Source organism: Streptomyces sp. NPDC014891, assembly GCF_043081085.1.
GTDB lineage: Bacteria > Actinomycetota > Actinomycetes > Streptomycetales > Streptomycetaceae > Streptomyces.
On the sequence record NZ_JBIBWF010000001.1, the window covers coordinates 170,515 to 189,516 of the forward strand.

16 protein-coding genes are annotated in these 19,002 nt (G+C 74.6%); 7 read left to right on the top strand and 9 right to left on the bottom strand.

Annotation, left to right across the window (positions count from 1 at the left end; translation table 11 throughout):
• Window positions 1-119 precede the first annotated feature (119 nt).
• Window positions 120-854, bottom strand: a complete 735-nt coding sequence (locus tag ACF09E_RS00770) for a DUF4232 domain-containing protein (RefSeq protein ID WP_392203170.1) — start codon at window positions 852-854, stop codon at window positions 120-122.
• Between the two features lie 297 nt (window positions 855-1,151).
• Between ACF09E_RS00770 and ACF09E_RS00775 the strand changes: the two genes are divergently transcribed.
• Window positions 1,152-1,580 carry an STAS domain-containing protein gene (locus tag ACF09E_RS00775; RefSeq protein WP_392203171.1) on the top strand — a complete coding sequence of 143 codons (429 nt, stop codon included), beginning with the start codon at window positions 1,152-1,154 and terminating at the stop codon, window positions 1,578-1,580.
• The gene (locus ACF09E_RS00780; protein ID WP_392203172.1) at window positions 1,577-1,747 is read left to right on the top strand and encodes a hypothetical protein; all 171 of its coding nucleotides are present in this window, start codon (window positions 1,577-1,579) and stop codon (window positions 1,745-1,747) included. Before ACF09E_RS00775 ends, ACF09E_RS00780 begins: the two co-directional genes overlap by 4 nt.
• Before the next feature lie 58 nt (window positions 1,748-1,805).
• Here ACF09E_RS00780 and ACF09E_RS00785 read toward each other — a convergent pair whose 3' ends face one another.
• A complete protein-coding gene (locus ACF09E_RS00785; RefSeq protein ID WP_392203173.1) occupies window positions 1,806-2,063 on the bottom strand; it encodes a hypothetical protein in 258 nt (85 codons plus the stop codon).
• A 269-nt stretch (window positions 2,064-2,332) separates the two neighbouring features.
• Between ACF09E_RS00785 and lanKC the strand changes: the two genes are divergently transcribed.
• A complete protein-coding gene (gene lanKC, locus ACF09E_RS00790; RefSeq protein ID WP_392203174.1) occupies window positions 2,333-5,041 on the top strand; it encodes a class III lanthionine synthetase LanKC in 2,709 nt (902 codons plus the stop codon).
• Window positions 5,038-5,160 carry a hypothetical protein gene (locus tag ACF09E_RS00795; RefSeq protein WP_361850925.1) on the top strand — a complete coding sequence of 41 codons (123 nt, stop codon included), beginning with the start codon at window positions 5,038-5,040 and terminating at the stop codon, window positions 5,158-5,160. Before lanKC ends, ACF09E_RS00795 begins: the two co-directional genes overlap by 4 nt.
• Before the next feature lie 140 nt (window positions 5,161-5,300).
• On the opposite strand, the gene ACF09E_RS00800 is transcribed toward ACF09E_RS00795, so the two are convergent.
• Complete coding sequence (locus ACF09E_RS00800) at window positions 5,301-6,839, bottom strand: PucR family transcriptional regulator (RefSeq protein ID WP_392203175.1); 1,539 nt, start codon at window positions 6,837-6,839, stop codon at window positions 5,301-5,303.
• A 225-nt stretch (window positions 6,840-7,064) separates the two neighbouring features.
• Here ACF09E_RS00800 and ACF09E_RS00805 point away from each other — a divergent pair, with 225 nt between their 5' ends.
• The 3 genes from ACF09E_RS00805 to ACF09E_RS00815 all read left to right on the top strand — a co-directional run bounded on the left by ACF09E_RS00805 (window position 7,065) and on the right by ACF09E_RS00815 (window position 11,375).
• On the top strand, window positions 7,065-7,901 hold the full coding sequence (locus ACF09E_RS00805; RefSeq protein WP_392203176.1) for an FAD binding domain-containing protein: 837 nt from the start codon (window positions 7,065-7,067) through the stop codon (window positions 7,899-7,901).
• Entirely contained in the window at window positions 7,898-10,705 is a 2,808-nt protein-coding gene (locus ACF09E_RS00810) for a molybdopterin-dependent oxidoreductase (protein ID WP_392203177.1), read from the top strand. Before ACF09E_RS00805 ends, ACF09E_RS00810 begins: the two co-directional genes overlap by 4 nt.
• Window positions 10,706-10,853: 148 nt before the next feature.
• Window positions 10,854-11,375: a molybdopterin-dependent oxidoreductase gene (locus tag ACF09E_RS00815; RefSeq protein WP_392203178.1), complete on the top strand. Its 522-nt coding sequence runs from the start codon at window positions 10,854-10,856 to the stop codon at window positions 11,373-11,375.
• A gap of 87 nt (window positions 11,376-11,462) precedes the next feature.
• On the opposite strand, the gene ACF09E_RS00820 is transcribed toward ACF09E_RS00815, so the two are convergent.
• The 6 genes from ACF09E_RS00820 to ACF09E_RS00845 all read right to left on the bottom strand — a co-directional run bounded on the left by ACF09E_RS00820 (window position 11,463) and on the right by ACF09E_RS00845 (window position 18,656).
• Complete coding sequence (locus tag ACF09E_RS00820; protein WP_392203179.1) at window positions 11,463-12,581, bottom strand: PP2C family protein-serine/threonine phosphatase; 1,119 nt, start codon at window positions 12,579-12,581, stop codon at window positions 11,463-11,465.
• A 141-nt stretch (window positions 12,582-12,722) separates the two neighbouring features.
• Complete coding sequence (locus ACF09E_RS00825) at window positions 12,723-14,246, bottom strand: SulP family inorganic anion transporter (protein ID WP_392203180.1); 1,524 nt, start codon at window positions 14,244-14,246, stop codon at window positions 12,723-12,725.
• The gene (locus ACF09E_RS00830; RefSeq protein WP_392203181.1) at window positions 14,243-14,824 is read right to left on the bottom strand and encodes a carbonic anhydrase; all 582 of its coding nucleotides are present in this window, start codon (window positions 14,822-14,824) and stop codon (window positions 14,243-14,245) included. Before ACF09E_RS00830 ends, ACF09E_RS00825 begins: the two co-directional genes overlap by 4 nt.
• Before the next feature lie 69 nt (window positions 14,825-14,893).
• Window positions 14,894-15,271: a hypothetical protein gene (locus ACF09E_RS00835; RefSeq protein WP_392203182.1), complete on the bottom strand. Its 378-nt coding sequence runs from the start codon at window positions 15,269-15,271 to the stop codon at window positions 14,894-14,896.
• A gap of 268 nt (window positions 15,272-15,539) precedes the next feature.
• The gene (locus tag ACF09E_RS00840; RefSeq protein ID WP_392203183.1) at window positions 15,540-16,892 is read right to left on the bottom strand and encodes a DUF5685 family protein; all 1,353 of its coding nucleotides are present in this window, start codon (window positions 16,890-16,892) and stop codon (window positions 15,540-15,542) included.
• A gap of 264 nt (window positions 16,893-17,156) precedes the next feature.
• A complete protein-coding gene (locus ACF09E_RS00845; RefSeq protein ID WP_392203184.1) occupies window positions 17,157-18,656 on the bottom strand; it encodes a DHA2 family efflux MFS transporter permease subunit in 1,500 nt (499 codons plus the stop codon).
• Window positions 18,657-19,002: the final 346 nt, after the last annotated feature.

Here is a 19,002-nt window from a genome sequence, read left to right on the forward strand (position 1 = left end):
ATAGCGCCCTCATGAGGGGCTGGGGAGGTCGGAGCGGCCGGGGCGACGGCCGCTCCGTGGGCACCGGGGCCGCACGGGCGGGATCCCCGGACCGTCCGGTCCGGGCCGCGTGCCACCGCTCAGAGCTGGGTGATCGGCCGCATCGCGAGGCCCTCGGTGCCGGCCCAGCCGTTCACGCGGGCGGCCTCGTCCACGGAGACCGTGTCGAGGCCGTCGGGCAGGTCGAAGACCAGCGTGCCGCGCAGTTCGGTCCCCTCGCCCGCGACCAGGGTCGCGGTGAAGCGGTCGGACTGGTCGTACTGCGCCTCGCCGCCCTCGTCGTTCCCGAAGACGTACAGCCCCGCGTAGGCCCTGCCGCCCCCCTCGACGACGACGGGCTCGGTGTCCGGCTCGCCCAGCGGGTCCACGATCGGGGCGTCGTCGCCGGCCGTGAGCCGCAGGATCGGCGCGTCGTTGAGGACGCACGGTGTCTTCGCGCCATTGGTGACGGTGAGGAGGAAGCGGCGAGGGGTCTCCCCCCGCCCGTCCTGGAGCTCGACGGCGGTCGTCAGGCCGTCGGCCTCGCAGTCCGGGTACTCCGTCCCGTTCCCCCCGCCGGTTTCCCCGCTGTCGCCGGTGGCGGTGGCCGTCGGGCCGGTGCTGCCGGTGCCGGAGTCGCCCGTGGACCCGCTCGGCCCGGGTCCGCTCCCGCCGGCCGACGCGGAGCCCGAGGGGGCCGCGGTCGGCGGCGCGGCGGCCTGGTCGTCACCCTGGCACGCGGTGAGCGTGAGGAGTGCCGTGGCCACGGTCGCGCCCAGGAGGGCGCCGCGCAGGCCGCGCCGGAGTGCGCCGTATCCGGCCGTCTTCGAGTTCATGCCGATCCCACTTCCCCCGTGACCGGCCCGGAGCCGGTCCGCATGCAAGCGACATCGTCATTGTGGCCGCGCGCGTCGAACTGGTAACCGGCGTCCCTCGTCTGTTACAGCCCTCGTACGAACCGGCAGTCATAGCGTGACCATGACAGTCTGGTCACGGGACGGGCGAACAGACGCGCCCGACTGACTCGTACGGGTGGCATCTTTCCCTCGTGCTGGGTATCGGTGCTGCTCACATGGGGTGAAAGAGCCGCGTGCCTCGAATCCCCGCACCGGGCACGAGGCGTTGATGGAGCTGTGAGTACCTCGAGCACCGCACCGATACTGACCGACTCCCTCGCCGCCCCAGCCCTTCCCGTCGTGCACGACTCGGGCGCGGACACCGCGCCCGGCGTCATAGTCGTCGCCTCCTGCACCGCGCTCGGCGCCACCCTGGTCGTCGGACTGGCCGGAGAGATCGACTGCCACAGCGTCGCCCCGCTGCGCGCGCTGGTGGCCTCGGCCGCGGCCGACGGCTACACCGGGCTCGTCCTGGACACCGCGCGGGTCACGTTCTGCGACTCCAGCCTCCTGCACGTCCTGGACTGGTGGCCCCGGCACGGACGCAGGCTGACCCTGGTGAACCGCTCCCGAGCCCTGCGAAGGCTCCTGTGGGCCGCCGCGGTCGACCTGCCGGAACCGATGGCCTCCCCGGCCGGCCCGCTGATGGCGGCGGCCACGTCATGACCTTCATACTCATGACGTGCGGTCCGATGCTGGCAGCGGCCCTCCTGGTCCACTGGGAGCCCCGGGCCGCCCGCCACGGCCGTCGCGCCCGAGCCGCCCGGCCTGCGCCCCGCAGAACCCTCGTGTACTGCCACGTCGCGCTCTCGCTGCCCGGCTCCACGGCCTAGACGCGCACCGCCGTCGGGGCCCGCGCCGACCCGCGGGCCCCGACGGCCGGGCCGCACCTCAGCAGTTCTCCCTGATCACGTCCTCCAGGGCGGCCAGGGCCACCCGGTCGTCCTCGACCTTCTTCTCCAGCGTCTCCAGGGCCAGGCGGAGGGCGCCGATCTGCGCCCCGTCCGGTTCCGGCTTCGCCTCCAGCCCGTCGATCCTCGTCCTGAGCTCCCCCGCGTGCTCCTCCGTCCTGCCGATGCTCGTCGCCTGCTCCTGCGCCAGGCGCGCCATCATCTGGCAGGGGGACTCCGGGGGCGGCGGAGGGGTCATCTCGTGCTCCTTGGTCGTGGCGCCCGCCGTCGGGGCCGCCCACGGCCAGTATTCAAGCGCCCGGCCGGCCGAACCCGGCGGGATGGGCTGTCCGGAGCAAGGTCCGCGGGCCCGCGGCCGCCTGCCCGACGCCGTCGCCCGCCCGCCCGCGGCACGCGGTGCCGCCCGATACCGGTCGCATGCCGCCGGCCAACCGTTTCCATACCTGCCGCTCCTAGCGTCGGGCCCGGCCGTCGCGGCCCCCGACCACCACCCCGCGAGGAGATCCCGTGCTCGATGGCTTCGCAGAAGCGCTCGCCGACCGGGACCACTACCTCCCCCTGGACGGCGTGGCCGACCCCGGGCCGCGCTTCACCCCCGGCGCGGTGCCGGCCGCGGCGCGCGGCGCCTCCCGGGGCATCTGGACGGTCTGGGGCGGCGGCCCGCGATCCGGGCTTCCCGAGCAGGGCTGGAAGATCCACGTGTCGGCGCGGCTCGACCGGGCCCAGCACGTCCTCGACACGGTCGCCGGGATCTGCTTCTCCGAAGGCGTGCCGTTCAAGCACCTCAGCGCCCGGCTCTTCTTCCTGTTCCTCCACCACAAGCACGCCGCACGGTCCCAGGCGGGCAAGTTCTGCGCCGTCTACCCGCCGGACACCGCGACCGCCCGCCGCCTGCTCGAACGCCTGCGCGACGCGCTCGACGGCGAGGAGGGACCGTACGTCCTCACCGACCGGCGCTACCGCGACTCCCGGACCGTCCACTACCGCTACGGCTCCTTCGGCCTCCGCAGCGCGCTGCGGGCCGACGGGACCCGGGAGGCACTGGTCCGCGACGGCTCCGGCCGCGAGGTCGAGGACCTGCGACTGCCCGCCTTCCACCTGCCCGCGGGGATCGAGGACCCCTTCGCCGAGCAGGAGGAGGAGCCGCACACGGGGCCCGTCCTGATCCGCGCGTACGAGGTGACCCGCGCGGTGCGGCTGAGCAACTCCGGAGGCGCGTACGAGGCCAGGGACCGGCGGACCGGCCGCGCCGTCTTCCTCAAGGAGGCCCGCGCCCACAACGGCCTGGTCTTCGACGGGACCGACGCGCAGCAGCGGCTGCGGCACGAGGACCGCGTGCTGCGCGCCCTGCACGCGGCCGCCCCCGGGGTGGGTCCGGAGCCCCTGGACCACTTCACGGAGTGGGAGCACGACTTCCTCGTCACCGAGCACATCGCGGGGCAGCCGCTGGTGAGCTGGCTGAGCCGGAACTCCCCGCTCGCCCGCGCCGACCGGACGGGCGACTCCGTCGCCGCGTACTACGCGGAGTGCCGGCGCCTGCTGGCGGCCCTGGACACGGCGCTGGAGCGGCTGCACGCGGCCGGCTTCCGGTTCGGCGACCTCAGCCTGGGCAACGTCATGATCACCCCCTCGGGCGGGATCCGGCTGGTCGACTTCGAGACCGCCTCGGCCCTCACGGCGGCCCCTTCCGGAATCGGCACGCCGGGGTTCACGCCGCCGCCCGGCCTCCTGCGCGCGGACACCGATCCCCTGCTGCAGGACCGCTACGGCATGGCGGCCGTGGCGATGGCCTTCGTGGCGCCGTTCCACGAGGTCGCCGAACGCGCGCCAGGCAACCTCGCCCTGCTGCACCGCGACCTGGCGGACGTCGCGCCCCCTCGTGACCTGTGGCGGCGGGCCACCGCCTTCCACCCCACCGCGCGGGACGCGCCGGACCAGGCCGGGCGGGACCGCTCGGCCTCCCCTGCCGGGCCGGACACCGACGCACGCGGCCGCCTCGCCCGGCTGGCCGGTCAGGTGGCCGCGGGACTCCTGGAGTCGGCCGAGCCCGACCGGCCCGAGTGGGCCTTCCCGCCCTCGCCCGAGGCGTTCCGCACCAACAACGTGTGCCTGGCCTACGGCACCGCGGGGGTGGTGCACGCCCTGCACCGCGCCGGACATCCCGTGCCCGCGGAGATCCGCGCACGGCTCCGCCGCGACACCCTGGCCCAGCACGACGCCCTGCCTCCGGGACTGCTCGTCGGCACGGCCGGCATCGCCCGCGTCCTGGCCGCCCTCGGGCTGCCGGACGAGGCCGCGGACCTGCTCCGGACGGCCGACGACCACCCGCTCAGCGCCTCCTGCGCGACCCTGGCCGGCGGGCGGGCGGGCGTCGGCCTGGGCTGGCTGGCCCTGTACCGGACCACGGGGGAGAGCCGCCACCTGGAGCGGGCCGCCGCCGCGGGAGACCGGCTGCTGCGCACGGCCGACCTGTCGGCGGCCCTGGGCGCGCACGATGCCCGCGGACTGCTGCACGGCCGCTCCGGGCTCGCCCTCTTCCTGCACCGGCTGGCCGGGGAGACCGCGGAGCCCCGCTACCTGGAGGCGGGCCGCCTGCTGCTCCACCAGGAGCTGGAGCGGTCCTTCCCCCTGGACGACGGCTCGCTGTCGCTCTCCGACGACGCGCGGCTCAGCCGCGCCATGCCGTATCTGGCCACGGGCGCGGCCGGCCTGGTGGCGGTGCTCGCCCGCTACGCGGCGAGCGTGCCGGACGAGCGCTGCGCGGCGGCGCTGCCGCGGCTGGTCGCCGGGATCAGGGTCTCCTGCACCGTGAAGGAGGCCGGACTCCACCGGGGGCTTGCCGGTCTGACCTGGGCCCTCACCGAGCACGCCGAGCTCGACGGCACGGACGCCGCCCGCGGGGACGCCGTGCGCGCCGCGACCGGCCTGCTGAAGTACGCCGTCCCCCACCGGCGCGGTGTCCGCTTCCTCGGCGCGGGTTCGCAGCGGTTCACCGCCGACCTGTCCAGCGGAGGCGCCGGAGTCCTTCTGGTGCTCCACCGCCTGCTGTCGGGACCCCTCCTGACGGGGCATCGACCCGCACGGCCCCGGATGCCGGCAGTCGGCCGACCGCACCGGCGGCCTCCCCAGAGCGCCCGGGCGGGAGCGACCCTCCGCGCCCCGGCAGGCAGTGACCGAACGGCACCGTCCCGCAGAGAGAACGGAGAGCACCCATGACACCCATGAGCCAGGTCCTCGCGCTGCAGACCCTGGAGACCGAGCCGGAGGCATACTCCCTCCCGCCCTGCTTCAGCGTCGCCTGGAGCATCAGCGACATCTTCCCCGAGCCGATGTAGCGAGCCCGCGTCCGGGCGGGCCCGGGCCGGTGGTTCCGCCACCGGCCCGGGCCCGGGTCGCCCCCGTCCCCGTCCTCGCCGCGCGGGGCTGGTTCCGCGGGTACGACGGTGACGTCGACGCGCGGGGCGGCCGCGGGCCCTCAGTGGCAGAGGAGCGCGGCGCGCAGGTCCGCCTTGTGGTCGAGGCGGGACAGGTCCCGGCCGGTGAGGGTCTCGATGCGTTCGACGCGGTAGTGGACCGTGTTCACGTGGATGTGGAGCGCTTCGGCGGTCCTCGCCCAGGAGCAGTCGTGCGCCAGGAACACCTCCAGGGTCTCCAGGAGCATCGCCGTCGACCCCCGGCCGGCGCCGCCGAGGAGCGGCCCCAGGACCGTCCTCCGGAACACGTCGCGCACGTCGAGGGGGATCCCGGCCAGCAGCCCGCCCAGCCCGTCGAGGTCACCGAGCGCCGCGACGCGGGGCGCGCCGGGTGCCGCGGCGCGGGCGGCCGCCAGGGCGTAGCGCGCCTGTTCCAGGGCCGTGTGGAGCTCCGAGGGGCCGGTCGCCGAGGTGCTCACCCCCGCGTGCAGGGCGCGGGCGGGGCCGCAGGCGTGGATCAGCGGCCACACCTCCTCCAGACGCGCCCGCAGGCCGGTCGCCGTCTCCTCCTCCAGCGCGACGACCGCGACCGCCTCGCCGTCGTGGCCCGCGGCGACCGCGGCGGCGGACGGCAGGTGGTGCAGCGCCTCGGTGAGCGCGGCGACGCCGTCGTCGCCCCGCTCCACGTCCGGTTCCGGGGAGGCGACGACCACGGTGTACGCGCTTCGGCCGCCGAGACCGCAGGCCGCCAGCCGGCTCTGCACGCGGTGGCCGTCGAAGCGCAGGGCCCCCACCGCGTCCACGAGCTCCTCGGAGGCCGCGCCGTTCACGGCCCGCTTCAGGTCCTGTCGGCGGCGGTGGCGGCCGAGGAGTTCGGCTATCTCCTGGAGGACCCGCGGGGGCACCTGCCCGGCCTCGGGCAGGTGGAGGTGCCAGGTGTCGTAGGCCGTGGCGCCCTCGCTCTCGACGCGGACCGTCGTGCCGTGCCCGCCGCGGAGGAGTTCCGCGGCGACCGCGGCGGGCAGCGGGGCCGGGGCGGCGCCCGTGCGGGCGACGGTGCGGCCGCTGCTGGTCAGCAGGTGGCAGGCGGGGGTGCCGAGATGGGCGAAGGCGCGGTCGAGGAGCTCCTCCGTCGAGACGCCGTTCTCCAGGGCGCGGTCGAGGTCCAGGCGGACGTTCTCCGGCAGGGCGAAGTGGTCGGTGGGCCGCCGGCTGAGCTCGCCCCACTGCCGGAGGTAGACCGCTTCGGTGATCGCCCGGAAGGTGGTGTGCGCGGGGACGGCGATGAGCGGGACGCGGTGCCGCCGGCATGCCTCGACGAGCTCCCGCGGCACCTCTCCGTGGGTCTCCTCCCCCGCGAGCAGCGCCACGGCGCCCGCCTCGCGCAGCGCGGAGACGAAGCGGCCGGTCTTGCCCGGCTCACCGTCCGGGCTCCACCAGACGAGCCCGCTGAGGACGACCTCCCCCGGCTGCAGGAAACGCGCCGGGTCCTCCAGGTCGGTCGCCGTGACGCCGCTGATCTCCTGGCCGAGCAGCGTCTCGTCGCCCCATACGAGGGTGAGGTCGAGGCGGTCGAGACGGAGGAGATGGTCGACGTGCATCAGTGGCTCCTAGCGCGGTCACGGGGCGGGCCCGGACTCACATTCACGAGGCGAATGCGAGAAACGTCATCGTAGATGCCCGATCGAGAGGGGAGAACAGCTCTTGGTCGAACCTCCAGGAGGTGGCCGAGCGAGGTGGACGATTTCCGGCTACGCGTCCAGTCGTCCCGCGGGTCTCCCCCGGCTTCACTGGCCTGAAGGCACCGGTCGGGAGGCAGGGGTGGGATGGATCTGAACACGATCGCGGACGTACGGGACGCACGGCGGCGCGAGCCGTGGCGGCCCGGGGACGCGTGGCTCGGCGGGGGCACGTACCTGTTCTCCGAGCCGCAGCCCGGGCTGCGGCGGCTGGTCGACCTGAGCCGGATGGGCTGGGAGCCGCTCACCCGGCACGAGGACGGCTCGCTGGAGATCGCGGCGACGTGCACCATCGCCCAGCTGTCGCGTTTCGGCCGGCGGAGCCTGGACGCGCCCGCGGCGCCGCTCTTCGAGCAGTGCTGCCGGGCCTTCCTCGCCTCGTTCAAGATCTGGAACATGGCGACCGTCGGCGGGAACCTCTGCAACGGCCTGCCCGCCGGGCCGATGATCTCGCTGACCGCCGCGCTCGACGGCACCTGCCTGCTCCAGGCCCAGGGGGGCTCGCTGCGGGAGGTGAAGGTCGTCGACTTCATCACCGGAGCGGGCCTGAAGGACCTCGCGGACGGCGAGTTGCTGCGCTCCGTGACGCTGCCCGCCCGCGCCCTGGGGTGCCGTACGGCGTTCCGCCAGGCCTCGCTGTACGGGCTCGGGCGGTCCGGCGCGCTGGTCGTCGGCACCCTCGACCCCGTGGACGGCTCGCTGGCGGTGACGGTGAGCGCCGCGACCGTACGGCCCTTCCGGCTCTGGTTCCCGCTGCCGCCGGACCGCGAGCGGCTGCGTGCGGCCGTCGACGAGGCCGTCCGGCCCGACGAATGGTTCGACGACATCCACGGACTTCCCGAGTGGCGGCGGCACATGGGCCTGCGCCTGGCCGAGGAAGTCCGCCGTGAACTCACCGCATCGACGGAAGAAGGAGTCCGATGAGCCCGCGGACCGAGGGATTCCAGCTCCGGGTGAACGGCCGGTCCCACCAGGACGAGCCGCGCGCCGGCCAGTGCCTGCGGACCTACCTCCGGGAGCGGGGCTGGTTCGGCGTGAAGAAGGGCTGCGACGCGGGCGACTGCGGCGCGTGCACCGTGCACGTCGACGGGGAGCCCGTGCACAGCTGCCTCTACCCCGCCGTGCGGGCGGAGGGCCGGACCGTCACCACGGTGGAGGGCCTGGCCGCCCCGGGCGGCGAACTCCACCCGGTCCAGCAGAGGTTCCTCGACGCGCAGGGCTACCAGTGCGGCATGTGCACCGCGGGCTTCCTCATGACCACGGCCGCCCTGGAGGCCGAGCGCGGCACGCCGGACGACGACGGCAAGCTCGACGACCTCCCGCGCGCCTTCAAGGGGAACATCTGCCGCTGCACCGGCTACCGCGCCATCGAGGACGCCGTCCGGGGCGTCCGGCACGTCGAACGGCCCTGCGCGGGGGAGGCGGTGGGCCGCAACGTCGGGGCGCCGGCCGGCCCGCAGGTCGTCACCGGCACCGCCCGGTACACCTTCGACGTCGAGGTGCCGGGCCTGCTCCACATGAAGCTGCTGCGTTCGCCGCACCCGCACGCCCGGATCCTCGCGATCGACACCGCGGCCGCCCTCCGGGTACCCGGCGTCCACGCCGTGCTGACCCACGAGGACGCCCCGGCCACGCTGTACTCCTCCGCCCGGCACGAGCACCCCACCGAGGACCCCGACGACACCCGGGTCCTGGACGACGTGGTGCGGTACGTCGGGCAGCGGGTCGCGGCCGTCGTCGCCGACAGCGAGCAGGCGGCCGAGGAGGGCTGCCGCCGGATCGAGGTGACGTACGGGGAGCTGCCGTACGTGACCGACCCCGAGGAGGCGATGCGCCCCGGGGCTCCGGTGATCCACGCCGGCAAGGGCCCGGAGGCGCGCATCGCCCGGGTCGAGGACAACGTCGCGGGAGAGGTGCACGGCGAGATCGGCTCCGTCGAGGAGGGGTTCGCGGAGGCCGACGTCGTGTACGAGGAGACCTTCCGCACCCAGCGCGTCCAGCACGCCAGTCTGGAGACGCACGGCTGCGTCGCGTACTTCGAGCCGAAGGACGGCGAGGGGGAGGGGACGGGCGAGCGGCTCACCGTCCGCTCGTCCACCCAGACGCCGTTCCTGACCCGGCGGGCGCTCTGCGCGCTGTACGGCCTCGCGGAGGACGAGGTCCGGGTGGTCGCCGGCCGCGTCGGCGGCGGCTTCGGCGGCAAGCAGGAGATGCTCACCGAGGACATCGTGACCCTCGCCGCCCTGAAGCTGCGCCGGCCGGTGAAGCTGGAGTACACCCGGGCCGAGCAGTTCTACGGGGCGACCACCCGGCATCCGTTCACCATCGGCGTGAAGGCGGGCGCGCGGGCCGACGGCACCCTCACCGCCGTGCAGATGCGGGTGGTGTCGAACACCGGCGCCTACGGCAACCACGGCCCGGCGGTGATGTTCCACAGCGTCGGCGAGTCCTTCGCCGTCTACCGCGCCCCGCACAAGAAGGTCGACGCCTACTCCGTCTACACCAACGTCGTCCCGGCGGGCGCCTTCCGCGGCTACGGCCTCGGGCAGGTGACCTTCGCCGTCGAGTCCGTCATGGACGAACTCGCCCGGCGTCTCGGCATGGACCCGCTGGTCTTCCGGGAGCGGAACGTCATCGGTCCCGGCGAGGGCATGCACAGCCCGATCGGCGAGGAGGAGGACCTGTACATCGCCTCGTACGGACTCGACCAGTGCCTCTCCGTCGTCCGGAACGCGATCGCCGGGGACCGCAGCGCCGAGGAGGCCCCGGAGGGGTGGCTCGTCGGGCAGGGCACCGGCATGGCGATGATCGCCACCGGGCCGCCCGGCGGGCACTACGCCGACGCCCGGGTCTCGCTGCTGGAGGACGGCACGTACGACATCGCCGTGGGCACGGCCGAGTTCGGCAACGGCACCACCACCGTCCACCAGCAGATCACCGCCGGGGCCCTCCACACCACCGAGGACCGGCTGACGGTCCGCCAGTCGGACACCGACGTCGTCCGCCACGACACCGGCGCGTTCGGGTCCGCCGGCACCGTCGTCGCCGGCAAGGCCGTCCTCCTCGCAGCGGGCTCCCTCGCCGAACGCCTCCGCACCCTCGCCGCCCGGCACAGCGGGGTCGCCCGGCACCTGTGCACGCTCGGCGCCGAGTCCGTGGACTGCGCCGGGCGGACCGTCACCCTGAAGGAGCTGTACGAGGCCGCGCACGCGCTCGGCGCGGCGGAGGAGCTGGCGGCGGACGGGCACTGGGGCGGGTCACCGCGTTCGGTGGCCTTCAACGCGCAGTGGTTCCGGATCGCCGTCGACCCCGACTCGGGGGAGATCCGCATCCTGCGCAGTGTCCACGCGGCCGACGCGGGCAAGGTCATGAACCCCATGCAGTGCCGGGGCCAGGTCGAGGGCGGGGTCGCCCAGGCCCTCGGCGCGACCCTCTTCGAGAACGTCCGGATCGGCGAACGCGGGGAGGTCACCACGGCCGCCTTCCGCCGCTACCGCCTCCCCCAGTACGCGGACGTCCCGCGCACCGAGGTGCACTTCACCGAGACCTCCGACTCCATCGGCCCGCTCGGCGCCAAGTCGATGAGCGAGAGCCCCTTCAACCCCGTCGCCCCCGCCTTCGCCAACGCCCTCCGGGACGCCACGGGCATCCGCTTCACCGAGCTTCCGGTGACCCGCGACCGCGTCTGGCTGGCCCTCGACCGGCAGAGGCGGGGTGTCGGGCGATAGACCGGGAGGATAGGAGGCGCTCTCTCGTATCAAGCTCACAAATGCCGGGCTTCTGGTCCACTCGACATGGCAGACGAGGTTCTCCGGTTCCACGGTCGGGTATCACTGCGCGCAGCCGCCGCAACGACCGCACCGAAGGGACCCGACCATGAGCCGACCGATCGCCGCATCCCCCGCCCTGCCCGTCACCGCGTCCGCGCCTCCCGGATCCTTCGCGGTCTGGGGGGACGTGGCCGCCCCCGCCACCCTCAGCGTCGCCGACCTGCGCGAGGGGTGGGAGGAGCACCGGGCCGAGGTGGTGTTCGACTGCGCCACGGCGGGACCGCAGCACCACACCTTCGCCGGACCGCTGCTCCGCGAGGTCATGGCGGCGGCGCGACCCGGCTTCGACGCCGCCCGCCGCAAGGAGCGCTCCCGCTTCCTGGTGTCCGTGAGCGGCGGCGACGGCCATCACACCGTCCTGTCGTGGGCGGAGCTCGACGCCGACTTCGGCAACGCACCCGTCCTGCTCGCGACCCGCATGGACGACGCGGAACTCGACACGGCGGGCGCGCAGCTCGTCGTGCCGTCCGACCGCTGCGGCGCCCGCTACGTCAGCGCGGTCACCGGGATCTGGATCGGTTCCCACCGGCTGCCCTCGGCGCTGCCGCCGGTGCTGCCGGTGGCCTGAGCGCGGCGCACCGCACGGCTCGCCGCCGAGCCCCGGGGGCCGTGCTCTCAGGTCCAGGGCGCCTGCGGAGTCCGGGATGCCGGCGGGTCAGCCGGTGTCGGCCCGGTCCGTGCCGGGCGCGTCCAGGGTCAGGACCAGCAGGGTGACGTCGTCCTGGATCTTGGGGGCGAAACCGCTCAGGTCGGCCCAGATCTCGTCGGGCAGCCGGTCCGGGCCGACATCGGTCATCCGCGCCAGCCGCTCGGCGAAGGGGTAGAAGGCGCCGGAGGCGTCCCTGGCCTCCAGGACGCCGTCCGACGCCAGCAGCAGCCGGTCCCCGGGCTGGAGCGACACCGTGGCGGCGGTGCCGGGCAGGACGTCGGCGAGGCCGAGGCCGAGGGGCGGCCCGGGGTCGAGTTCCAGGGTGCTCACGGCCCCGCCCCGTACCAGGACCGGAGGGGGATGGCCGCAGGCCAGGACACGGACCTCCCGCCCGTGCGGCACGAAGTCCAGGAGCACGGCCGTGGCGAAGAGCTCCGCGTGCTCCGTGCGCGCGGAGTCCACCACGAGCCTGCGGTCCAGCCGCGCCGCGATCGACTCCGCGTCCACGTCGTCCAGCACCGCCTCCCGGAAGGCGCCCAGGACGGAGGCGACCGTCGCGACGGCCGACAGGCCGTGTCCCTGCACGTCGCCGAGGACCGCCCGGATCCCGTGGGGGCCGGGCCGGACGTCGAAGAAGTCGCCCCCGACCAGCGTGCCGCGCTCGGCCGCGCGGTACAGACTCGCGCAGCGCACCGGCCCGACCGTGCGCTGCACGTCCGGGACGATCGCCCGCTGCGCCGTCTCGGCCACGGTGCGCTCCAGGTCGAGCTGCTGGTCCCGGCGCCCGCGGACGAACGAGACGAAGACGCTGAGCATGGCGACGAAGCCGAGGGTGAAGAGGTCGGTGTTGCCGGGCCGGTTCAGATGGAAGAACGGAACGGTCAGGAGCACGATCGTGGAGGCGCCGAGCAGCGCCGTGGCCAGCGGCCCGTAAGCCAGGACAGCCAGCGGCGGCACCGCGCCGAGCAGGAAGCCGATGTCGACGGGGACGGAGTCGGAGAGGGACCCCGCCGCGACCCCGACCAGCAGCAGCACGGGCAGGACCCGCACCCAGCGGGGCGGCGGGGCCCCGCGCAGCCAGCTCCGCGGGTTCGCGCCGTTCGCCGGCCTCGTTGGCTTCACCACACCACCAGGCTCCTATGCCGGAGTGCGCCACGCACTCCGCGGACACGACCGCGGTCCGCCGGGGGCGCGGCCGGGCTCCCCCGCCGCACCGGACCTCCGGGGGAACGGCGGCGCGGGCCGTCCCCACCGGAGGCCGGGGCCTCAGCCCGGGCTGCTCACCCGGGCCGCGCTCGCCTCCTCGTCCCGCTCCGGGTCCGTGGCCGCCCGGACCGCCTCGGCGTCGGCCCCGCTGTGCCGCTCCGCCCAGGTCTCCAGGGCGGAGCGACAGGCGTGGTCGAGGTGGTGGACTCCGGAGAGGTCCAGGACCACCCGCCGGTCGCCGGGCAGGGCCTCCAGGCTGTCGAGTATCTGGGGCAGCCGGAGGAAGGTGACCGTCCCCTGGAGCCGGACACGGACCGCCTCCCGCCCGTCGTCGGTCTGCTCGATCCGCAGGTGGGAGGCCTCCCAGGCGGCTTTGCCCACCGAGAGGACGAGACCGATCAGTACTCCTTCGAACATGCCGACCGCCACGATCGACGCCGCCGTGGCCACCAGGACGAGGGCCTCGCCCCGGTGGCGGCCCCACAGGGTCACCACGCCCTTGAACGGGATGAGCTTCCATCCGGCGTGGACGAGGATCCCGGCCAGCGCGGCCAGCGGGATGTACGCGAGCACGGTGGGCAGCAGGACCACGAAGAGCAGCAGCCACACCCCGTGCAGCACCCGGGACGCCTTCGTCCGGGCTCCGGCCTCCACGTTGGCCGAGCTGCGCACGATGACCGCCGTGAGCGGCAGGGCCCCGAGCAGCCCGCAGAGCGTGTTGCCCACGCCCTGGGCGACGAGTTCCCTGTCGTACTCGGTGCGCGGTCCGGAGTGGAGCCGGTCGACCGCCGCCGCGCTGAAGAGCGACTCGGCGGAGGCGATCAGGGCGAACGCCAGGATCGTGCCGATGAGCGCCGGGTCGGCGAGCGAGGAGAGCGCTTCCGTCCCGGGGAGGTGGACGGCCTCCAGGACGCCGCCGACCCGCACGGTGGCCACCGGTAGGTCCAGCACGGCGGTCGCGAGGGCGGCGAGGAGGACCGCCACCAGGGCACCGGGGACGGCCCGGGCCCGGCGCGGCATGCGCCGCCAGCCGACGATGAGCAGGATGGTGCCGGCGCCGACGGCGAGCGACACGAGGGCCTCGCGGTCGCCGAGGGCCTCGACCAGGGCGCCCGGCAGGCCGGTGAGCTTGTCGAGTCCGGAGTCCGGGGCGGGGACGCCCGCGGCGGCGTAGAGCTGCCCGGCGATGATGACGAGGCCGATGCCGGCGAGCATGCCCTCGACGACGGACAGGGAGATGGCACGGAACCAGCGGCCCCACCGCAGGAGGCCCATGGCGATCTGGAGCAGGCCGGCCGCCAGCACGATGACGCCCAGCGCGGCGAGGCCGAAGGCACGGACGGCCTCGAAGACCAGGACGGTGAGGCCGGCGGCCGGACCGGACACCTGCAGGCTGCTGCCGCGCATCAGGCCGGTGACGATGCCGCCGACGATGCCGGTGATGAGACCCAGTTCGGCGGGTACGCCCGAGGCGACGGCGACGCCGATGCAGAGCGGGAGGGCGACGAGGAAGACGACGAGCGAGGCGGCGAAGTCCTGCCGCAGGAAGGGGAGGGAGCGGGGCGTCCGCGGGTCCTTCCTCACAGCGCCTCGAAGGCGTCGGCCTCGGAGCGGTACTCCAGTACGGCACCGGTGTGGACCTCGTAGTACCAGCCGCGCAGCCGGATCCGGCCGTCCGCCAGCCGCCGCTCCACGCACGGGTAGGAGCGCAGCCGCAGCAGCTGGGCGAGGACGTGGCCGTGGACGGCGTCGGTGACGGCCGGGTCGTCGGCGCGCCCCGGGGCTCCGTCGGGGGCGGCGTGGGCGAGCCAGTCCCGTACGGCGGGGACCGCGCTGAGGTCGTCGCCGCGGACCAGGGATCCCACCGCGCCGCAGTGGGAGTGGCCGCAGACGACGACGTCCCGCACGCCGAGCACCTCGACGGCGTACTCGACGGTGGCGGCCTCCCCGCTGGGGTTGCCCGCGCCGTACGGGGGGACGATGCCGCCCGCCGTGCGCAGTTCGAAGAGCTGACCGGGTCGGGCGCCGGTGATCAGGGCGGGGACGACCCTGGAGTCGGAGCAGGTGATGAACAGGACGGCCGGGGACTGGCCCGCAGCGTGTGCGGCGAACTCCTCAGGGCGCTGTCCGAATCGGCGGGCGTTGTCGATGAGGGGCTGCATGAATGATTCCTCCTGGCGCGCCGTGGGGGCGCGTCGGGCTGACAGGTCGGCGCGGGTGGGCACCGTCCGTCAGCAGCGGAACACCTGCAGCGTGGCGGAGTCGCGGGAGGCGAGCGGTCTCGGCCGGGGGTCCGCGCCGCCGGCGCGGTCCGCCGTCAGGTCGTCGAGCGGGGTGGCGCGGGTGGCCGGCGGGTGGCCGGGGAGCGCGACGGTGAGGGTGACGGGCCGTCGGCGGTCGCGGTGGAGGGCGGAGCCTCCGGGGGCGTCCGCCTCGCCGCCTCCGGTGTGCGAGGACTCGGCGGCCGCTGTCGGCGCGACCTGCTGGGCGCAGGGCCGCTGGAGGGCGGCCGCCGGTCCGGCGGGGGTGAGTGGGGGGCCGCCGCAGGCGAGGGCGAGGACGAGGAGGAGCGCTGCGCGGAGGACTGCGGACAGGCGGACGGATGACATCTCGGTGCGCCTCCCTCTGGTAACACCATCATCAGACTTCACCAAAGCAAGCCCAACAGCGAGTCAAGGAAGAGTAATACGCCCAAGTGAACGGCGCTCGACAACACCCTGTCTGTGCGACGGTTTTCGAATGGAATCAGCCTGATGTTGACGCGAACGGCGGCATCGGCGGGGCGGGGCGGCCGTCCCGACATGACGGAAGCGGCCCACCAGGGGTGCCTGGTGGGCCGCTTCCGTCATGTGTGCCGGGTGGAGCGCCGGTCGGTCGTCAGTCGCAGCAGCACTTGCACGGATTGCAGCAGCCCCCGCCGCCGCCGCAGCCGTCGCCCGAACCCCCGCCGGAGCCGCCGGAACCGCCGGAGCCACCGTGGCCGCCCGAGCCGCCCGAGTGGCCTCCGCCCCAGCCGCCGGAGCCGCCGGAGGAGCCGCCCGAGCCACCGCCGTTGCCGCCGGACCAGCCGTCACCGCGCGAGCCGTCCCGGCCCGAGGAGTCCCGGCCCGAACCGCCGCTGCCGCCGCCTCCCTCGCCGAACTGCCAGGAGTCGCCCTCGCCCGAGTCGCCGCCGTCGTCGGCGCAACGGCAGCAGTTGAAGCACAGCCGGCAGTCGCCGCACAGCCGGCGGTACTCCCGACAGCGCCGGCACTCGCCCTCCGGCGGGCGGCCCGATGCCGTCGGCGCACCGTCCGGGGCCGTGCCCGCGAGCGCGCCGACTCCGCAGGCCGGGTCCATCGGGGTCGCCGGGGGCCGCTCCGCCTCCGTCCGGAGCCCCAGCCAGGGCAGCATGCGCGGGGCAGAGGTCCGGCGGTCGTGCCGGTGGTCACGGTGCCGGGGGTCGAAGACCCGGTCGACGGCCCGCTCCAACTCCCCGCCCAGCAGAGCCTGCACCAGCCGCCCGTCGACGAACACGGCGTCGGAGAGGGCGAGCCGGATCCCGTGGACGGCGTCGTCGCACAGCCTGCGGACCTCGGCACGGTCCGCGCCGGTCACGGCGATCGGGTTCCACGCGCCCGACGCCTCGTCGGCGTCCAGGTCCTCCACCGCGTCCAGCAGGTGGGCCAGGCGGCCGAAGAGACGGCCGGCCTCCGCCAGCGGTTCCGCGTTGCCCGGGCACCCCGTGAGGGCGGCGGTGTGGGCGAAGGCCGCGGAGGTCGCGGTCTCCGTGGGTTCCGTGACCGTCAGCAGCGAGCCTCCCCGGCCGGTCGACCGCTCGATCTCCGGCTGCCGCTCGACCGCGCCCAGCAGTACGGCGGTGTCGAAGCCGAGGCGTTCGCCGCCCGCGGCACCGGCACGGTCCCAGCCCCTCGCGATCCGGCGGGCCGCGAGGGCCACCGGGCGGCGTCCCAGCAGTCCGTCGCCGTCGGCCACGTGGTCGCGTATCTTCGCCGCCGCGAGGACCAGCGACACCGTCGCCGCCAGCCGCGCACCCTCGCCCTGCGCCACGCTCGCCGACCGCATCCCGCGGAGCGGGCACGGACCGGCTCCCCGGCGCCAGTCGCCGGTCCGCTCCGACTGCGCCTCGGTCAGGACCGAGACGATCAGACCGTCGTAGTTGGTGGCCACCCGGGCGAACTGCCCGTACTCCCCGCGCAGTGCCAGGCACAGCCCGCACAAGTGGGCCATCCACTCGGTACGCAGGCCCTCGCCCAGCCGATGACGGCATGGCCTGATGATTCCGAACACCGAAGATCTCCCCCCGTGGACCAGCTACCGGACGGCCCCGCCCCGACGCCCGTCACCGGCACCCCGCGCACGCGCGAGACCTGGTGAGACGTCGGCCGCGTGGGACGTCGACCCCGTGCGCCGTCAGGCGCGGTTGTCATCCTAGAGGGGCCGTACGAGGTACGGGCCCCCGGAGACGGGTCGGGGAGGTCCGCGCGGGACCGGCTAGCCGGGGGTGGTCGCGGTCTTGTCCAGCGACGTCCCCTCCTCGCCCTGGGCCTCGGGCGCGGCGGGCGGTTCGGGCACGGGCGGGGTGCGCACCAGCAGCGCGACCAGCACCGTGAGCCCGCCGAGCACCGCGCCGATGCCGAATCCCCACTGGATCCCGGTGGCCAGCGCGTCCGTGGGCGCGGCGCCGTCGGCCGCGGCCGTGGCGGCGCGGCCCGACATCACGCTGATGACCAGGGCGGTGCCGGCGGCGGCCGCGACCTGCTGGAGGGAGCCCAGGATCGCGGAGCCGTGCGGGTAGAGGTGCGGGGGCAGGACGGACAGGCCGGAGGTGAAGACGGGGGTGAAGACGAACGCCATGCCGGCGCTGAGGGCCACGTGCACGGCGAGCACCAGCCACGGCGCGGTCTCCTCCCCCATCAGGGCGAACAGGCCCAGGCAGAGCGCGGTGAGGGCCGCGCCGGGGACGACGAGCCGGGGTGCGCCGAGCCGGTCGTAGAGCTTGCCGACCTGCGGTCCGAGCAGTCCCATGGTGAGACCGCCAGGGATGAGGAGCAGCCCGGTCTGGAGCGAGCTCAGGCCGCAGACCTCCTGGAGGTAGATCGGCAGCAGGATGAACGCGCCCATGAGGGCCATGAACGACAGGCACATCAGGGCGAGCGCGACCGAGAAGTGCCGGAACGTGAGCGCCCGCAGGTCGAGCAGCGGCGTCGAGGAGCGCTGGAGGGCCAGCTGCCGCCAGACGAACAGCGCCACGAGCAGCGCGCCGACGGCGGTGGTGGCCTCCGCGGGCACCACGGCCGGGGCCTCGTCCCCGGCGCCGAGGCCGCTCAGGCCGTAGACCAGGGCGCCGAAGCCCGCCGCCGCCAGGGGGACGGAGACCCAGTCGATCGGTCCGGCCTGGGGTTCCCCGATGTTGACCAGCCGGCGGTGACCGACGATCGCCATGGCACCGGCGATGGGCAGCACGGCGAGGAACAGCAGTCGCCACGTCCCGAGCTGCAGCAGCACGCCGGAGACCGCGGGACCGAGGGCGGGGGCGACGGAGATGACGAGGGTGATGTTGCCCATGAGGCGGCCGCGGTCGTGCGGCGGCACGAGGGTCATCAGGGTCGTCATGAGCAGCGGCATCATGACGGCGGTGCCGCTCGCCTGGATGACGCGGGCGACCAGGAGCACGGGGAAGGCCGGCGCCGCGGCGGCCAGCGTCGTGCCGGCCAGGAAGAGCGCCATGGCCAGCCCGTACGCGGTCCGGGTCGTGACGCGCTGGAGGAACCAGCCGGTCACCGGGATGACGACGGCCATGGTGAGCATGAAGGCGGTCGACAGCCACCCCGCGGCGGCCGCGGTCACCTCGAACTCGCGCATGAGCCGCGGGATCGCGTTGACCATGATCGTCTCGTTGAGGAGGACGACGAACGTGGACAGCACGAGGATCCGCAGCACGGCGGTGACGCGTGCGGGTGGGAGGGTGGGGGTCGCGAGGGGTGCTTGCATGGCGCCTTCCGTGGGGTGAGTGTCCTCCGCACGCTGCGGGTCATACCGGAAGACCGCGGCGGCGGGAGGAACTCATCGGTGTCGCCCGATCCTGTCGGCACCGCCGCTCGCGCTCAAACCGTTTTCCCGGCTCGCCCCGACATCTCGGGGAACGGCGCGGGAACGAACGGCCCTTCAGGAAGGGTTCAGCGCCTCGTGGTTGCGGGCAAGCGTGCAACTTCGGACCTTCTCGGGCGCAGTACCGGAAAAGTATTCCCTGAACCGAATGCCGATCCGATCACAAGAGTTCCGAACTGATCAACAACGCATCTATAGTGCCGTCGTTACGACTCCCTTCCCCGTGTGC

Excerpts from the sequence above, each read along its gene's own strand:
- ACF09E_RS00815 (WP_392203178.1), top strand. The coding sequence starts at position 10,854 with ATGAGCCGACCGATCGCCGCATCCCCCGCCCTGCCCGTCACCGCGTCC.
- ACF09E_RS00830 (WP_392203181.1), bottom strand. The coding sequence starts at position 14,824 with ATGCAGCCCCTCATCGACAACGCCCGCCGATTCGGACAGCGCCCTGAG.
- ACF09E_RS00805 (WP_392203176.1), top strand. The coding sequence starts at position 7,065 with ATGGATCTGAACACGATCGCGGACGTACGGGACGCACGGCGGCGCGAG.
- ACF09E_RS00795 (WP_361850925.1), top strand. The coding sequence starts at position 5,038 with ATGACACCCATGAGCCAGGTCCTCGCGCTGCAGACCCTGGAGACCGAG.
- ACF09E_RS00835 (WP_392203182.1), bottom strand. The coding sequence starts at position 15,271 with ATGTCATCCGTCCGCCTGTCCGCAGTCCTCCGCGCAGCGCTCCTCCTC.
- ACF09E_RS00810 (WP_392203177.1), top strand. The coding sequence starts at position 7,898 with ATGAGCCCGCGGACCGAGGGATTCCAGCTCCGGGTGAACGGCCGGTCC.
- ACF09E_RS00800 (WP_392203175.1), bottom strand. The coding sequence starts at position 6,839 with ATGCACGTCGACCATCTCCTCCGTCTCGACCGCCTCGACCTCACCCTC.
- ACF09E_RS00845 (WP_392203184.1), bottom strand. The coding sequence starts at position 18,656 with ATGCAAGCACCCCTCGCGACCCCCACCCTCCCACCCGCACGCGTCACC.
- ACF09E_RS00770 (WP_392203170.1), bottom strand. The coding sequence starts at position 854 with ATGAACTCGAAGACGGCCGGATACGGCGCACTCCGGCGCGGCCTGCGC.
- ACF09E_RS00840 (WP_392203183.1), bottom strand. The coding sequence starts at position 16,892 with ATGGCCCACTTGTGCGGGCTGTGCCTGGCACTGCGCGGGGAGTACGGG.
- ACF09E_RS00785 (WP_392203173.1), bottom strand. The coding sequence starts at position 2,063 with ATGACCCCTCCGCCGCCCCCGGAGTCCCCCTGCCAGATGATGGCGCGC.
- ACF09E_RS00780 (WP_392203172.1), top strand. The coding sequence starts at position 1,577 with ATGACCTTCATACTCATGACGTGCGGTCCGATGCTGGCAGCGGCCCTC.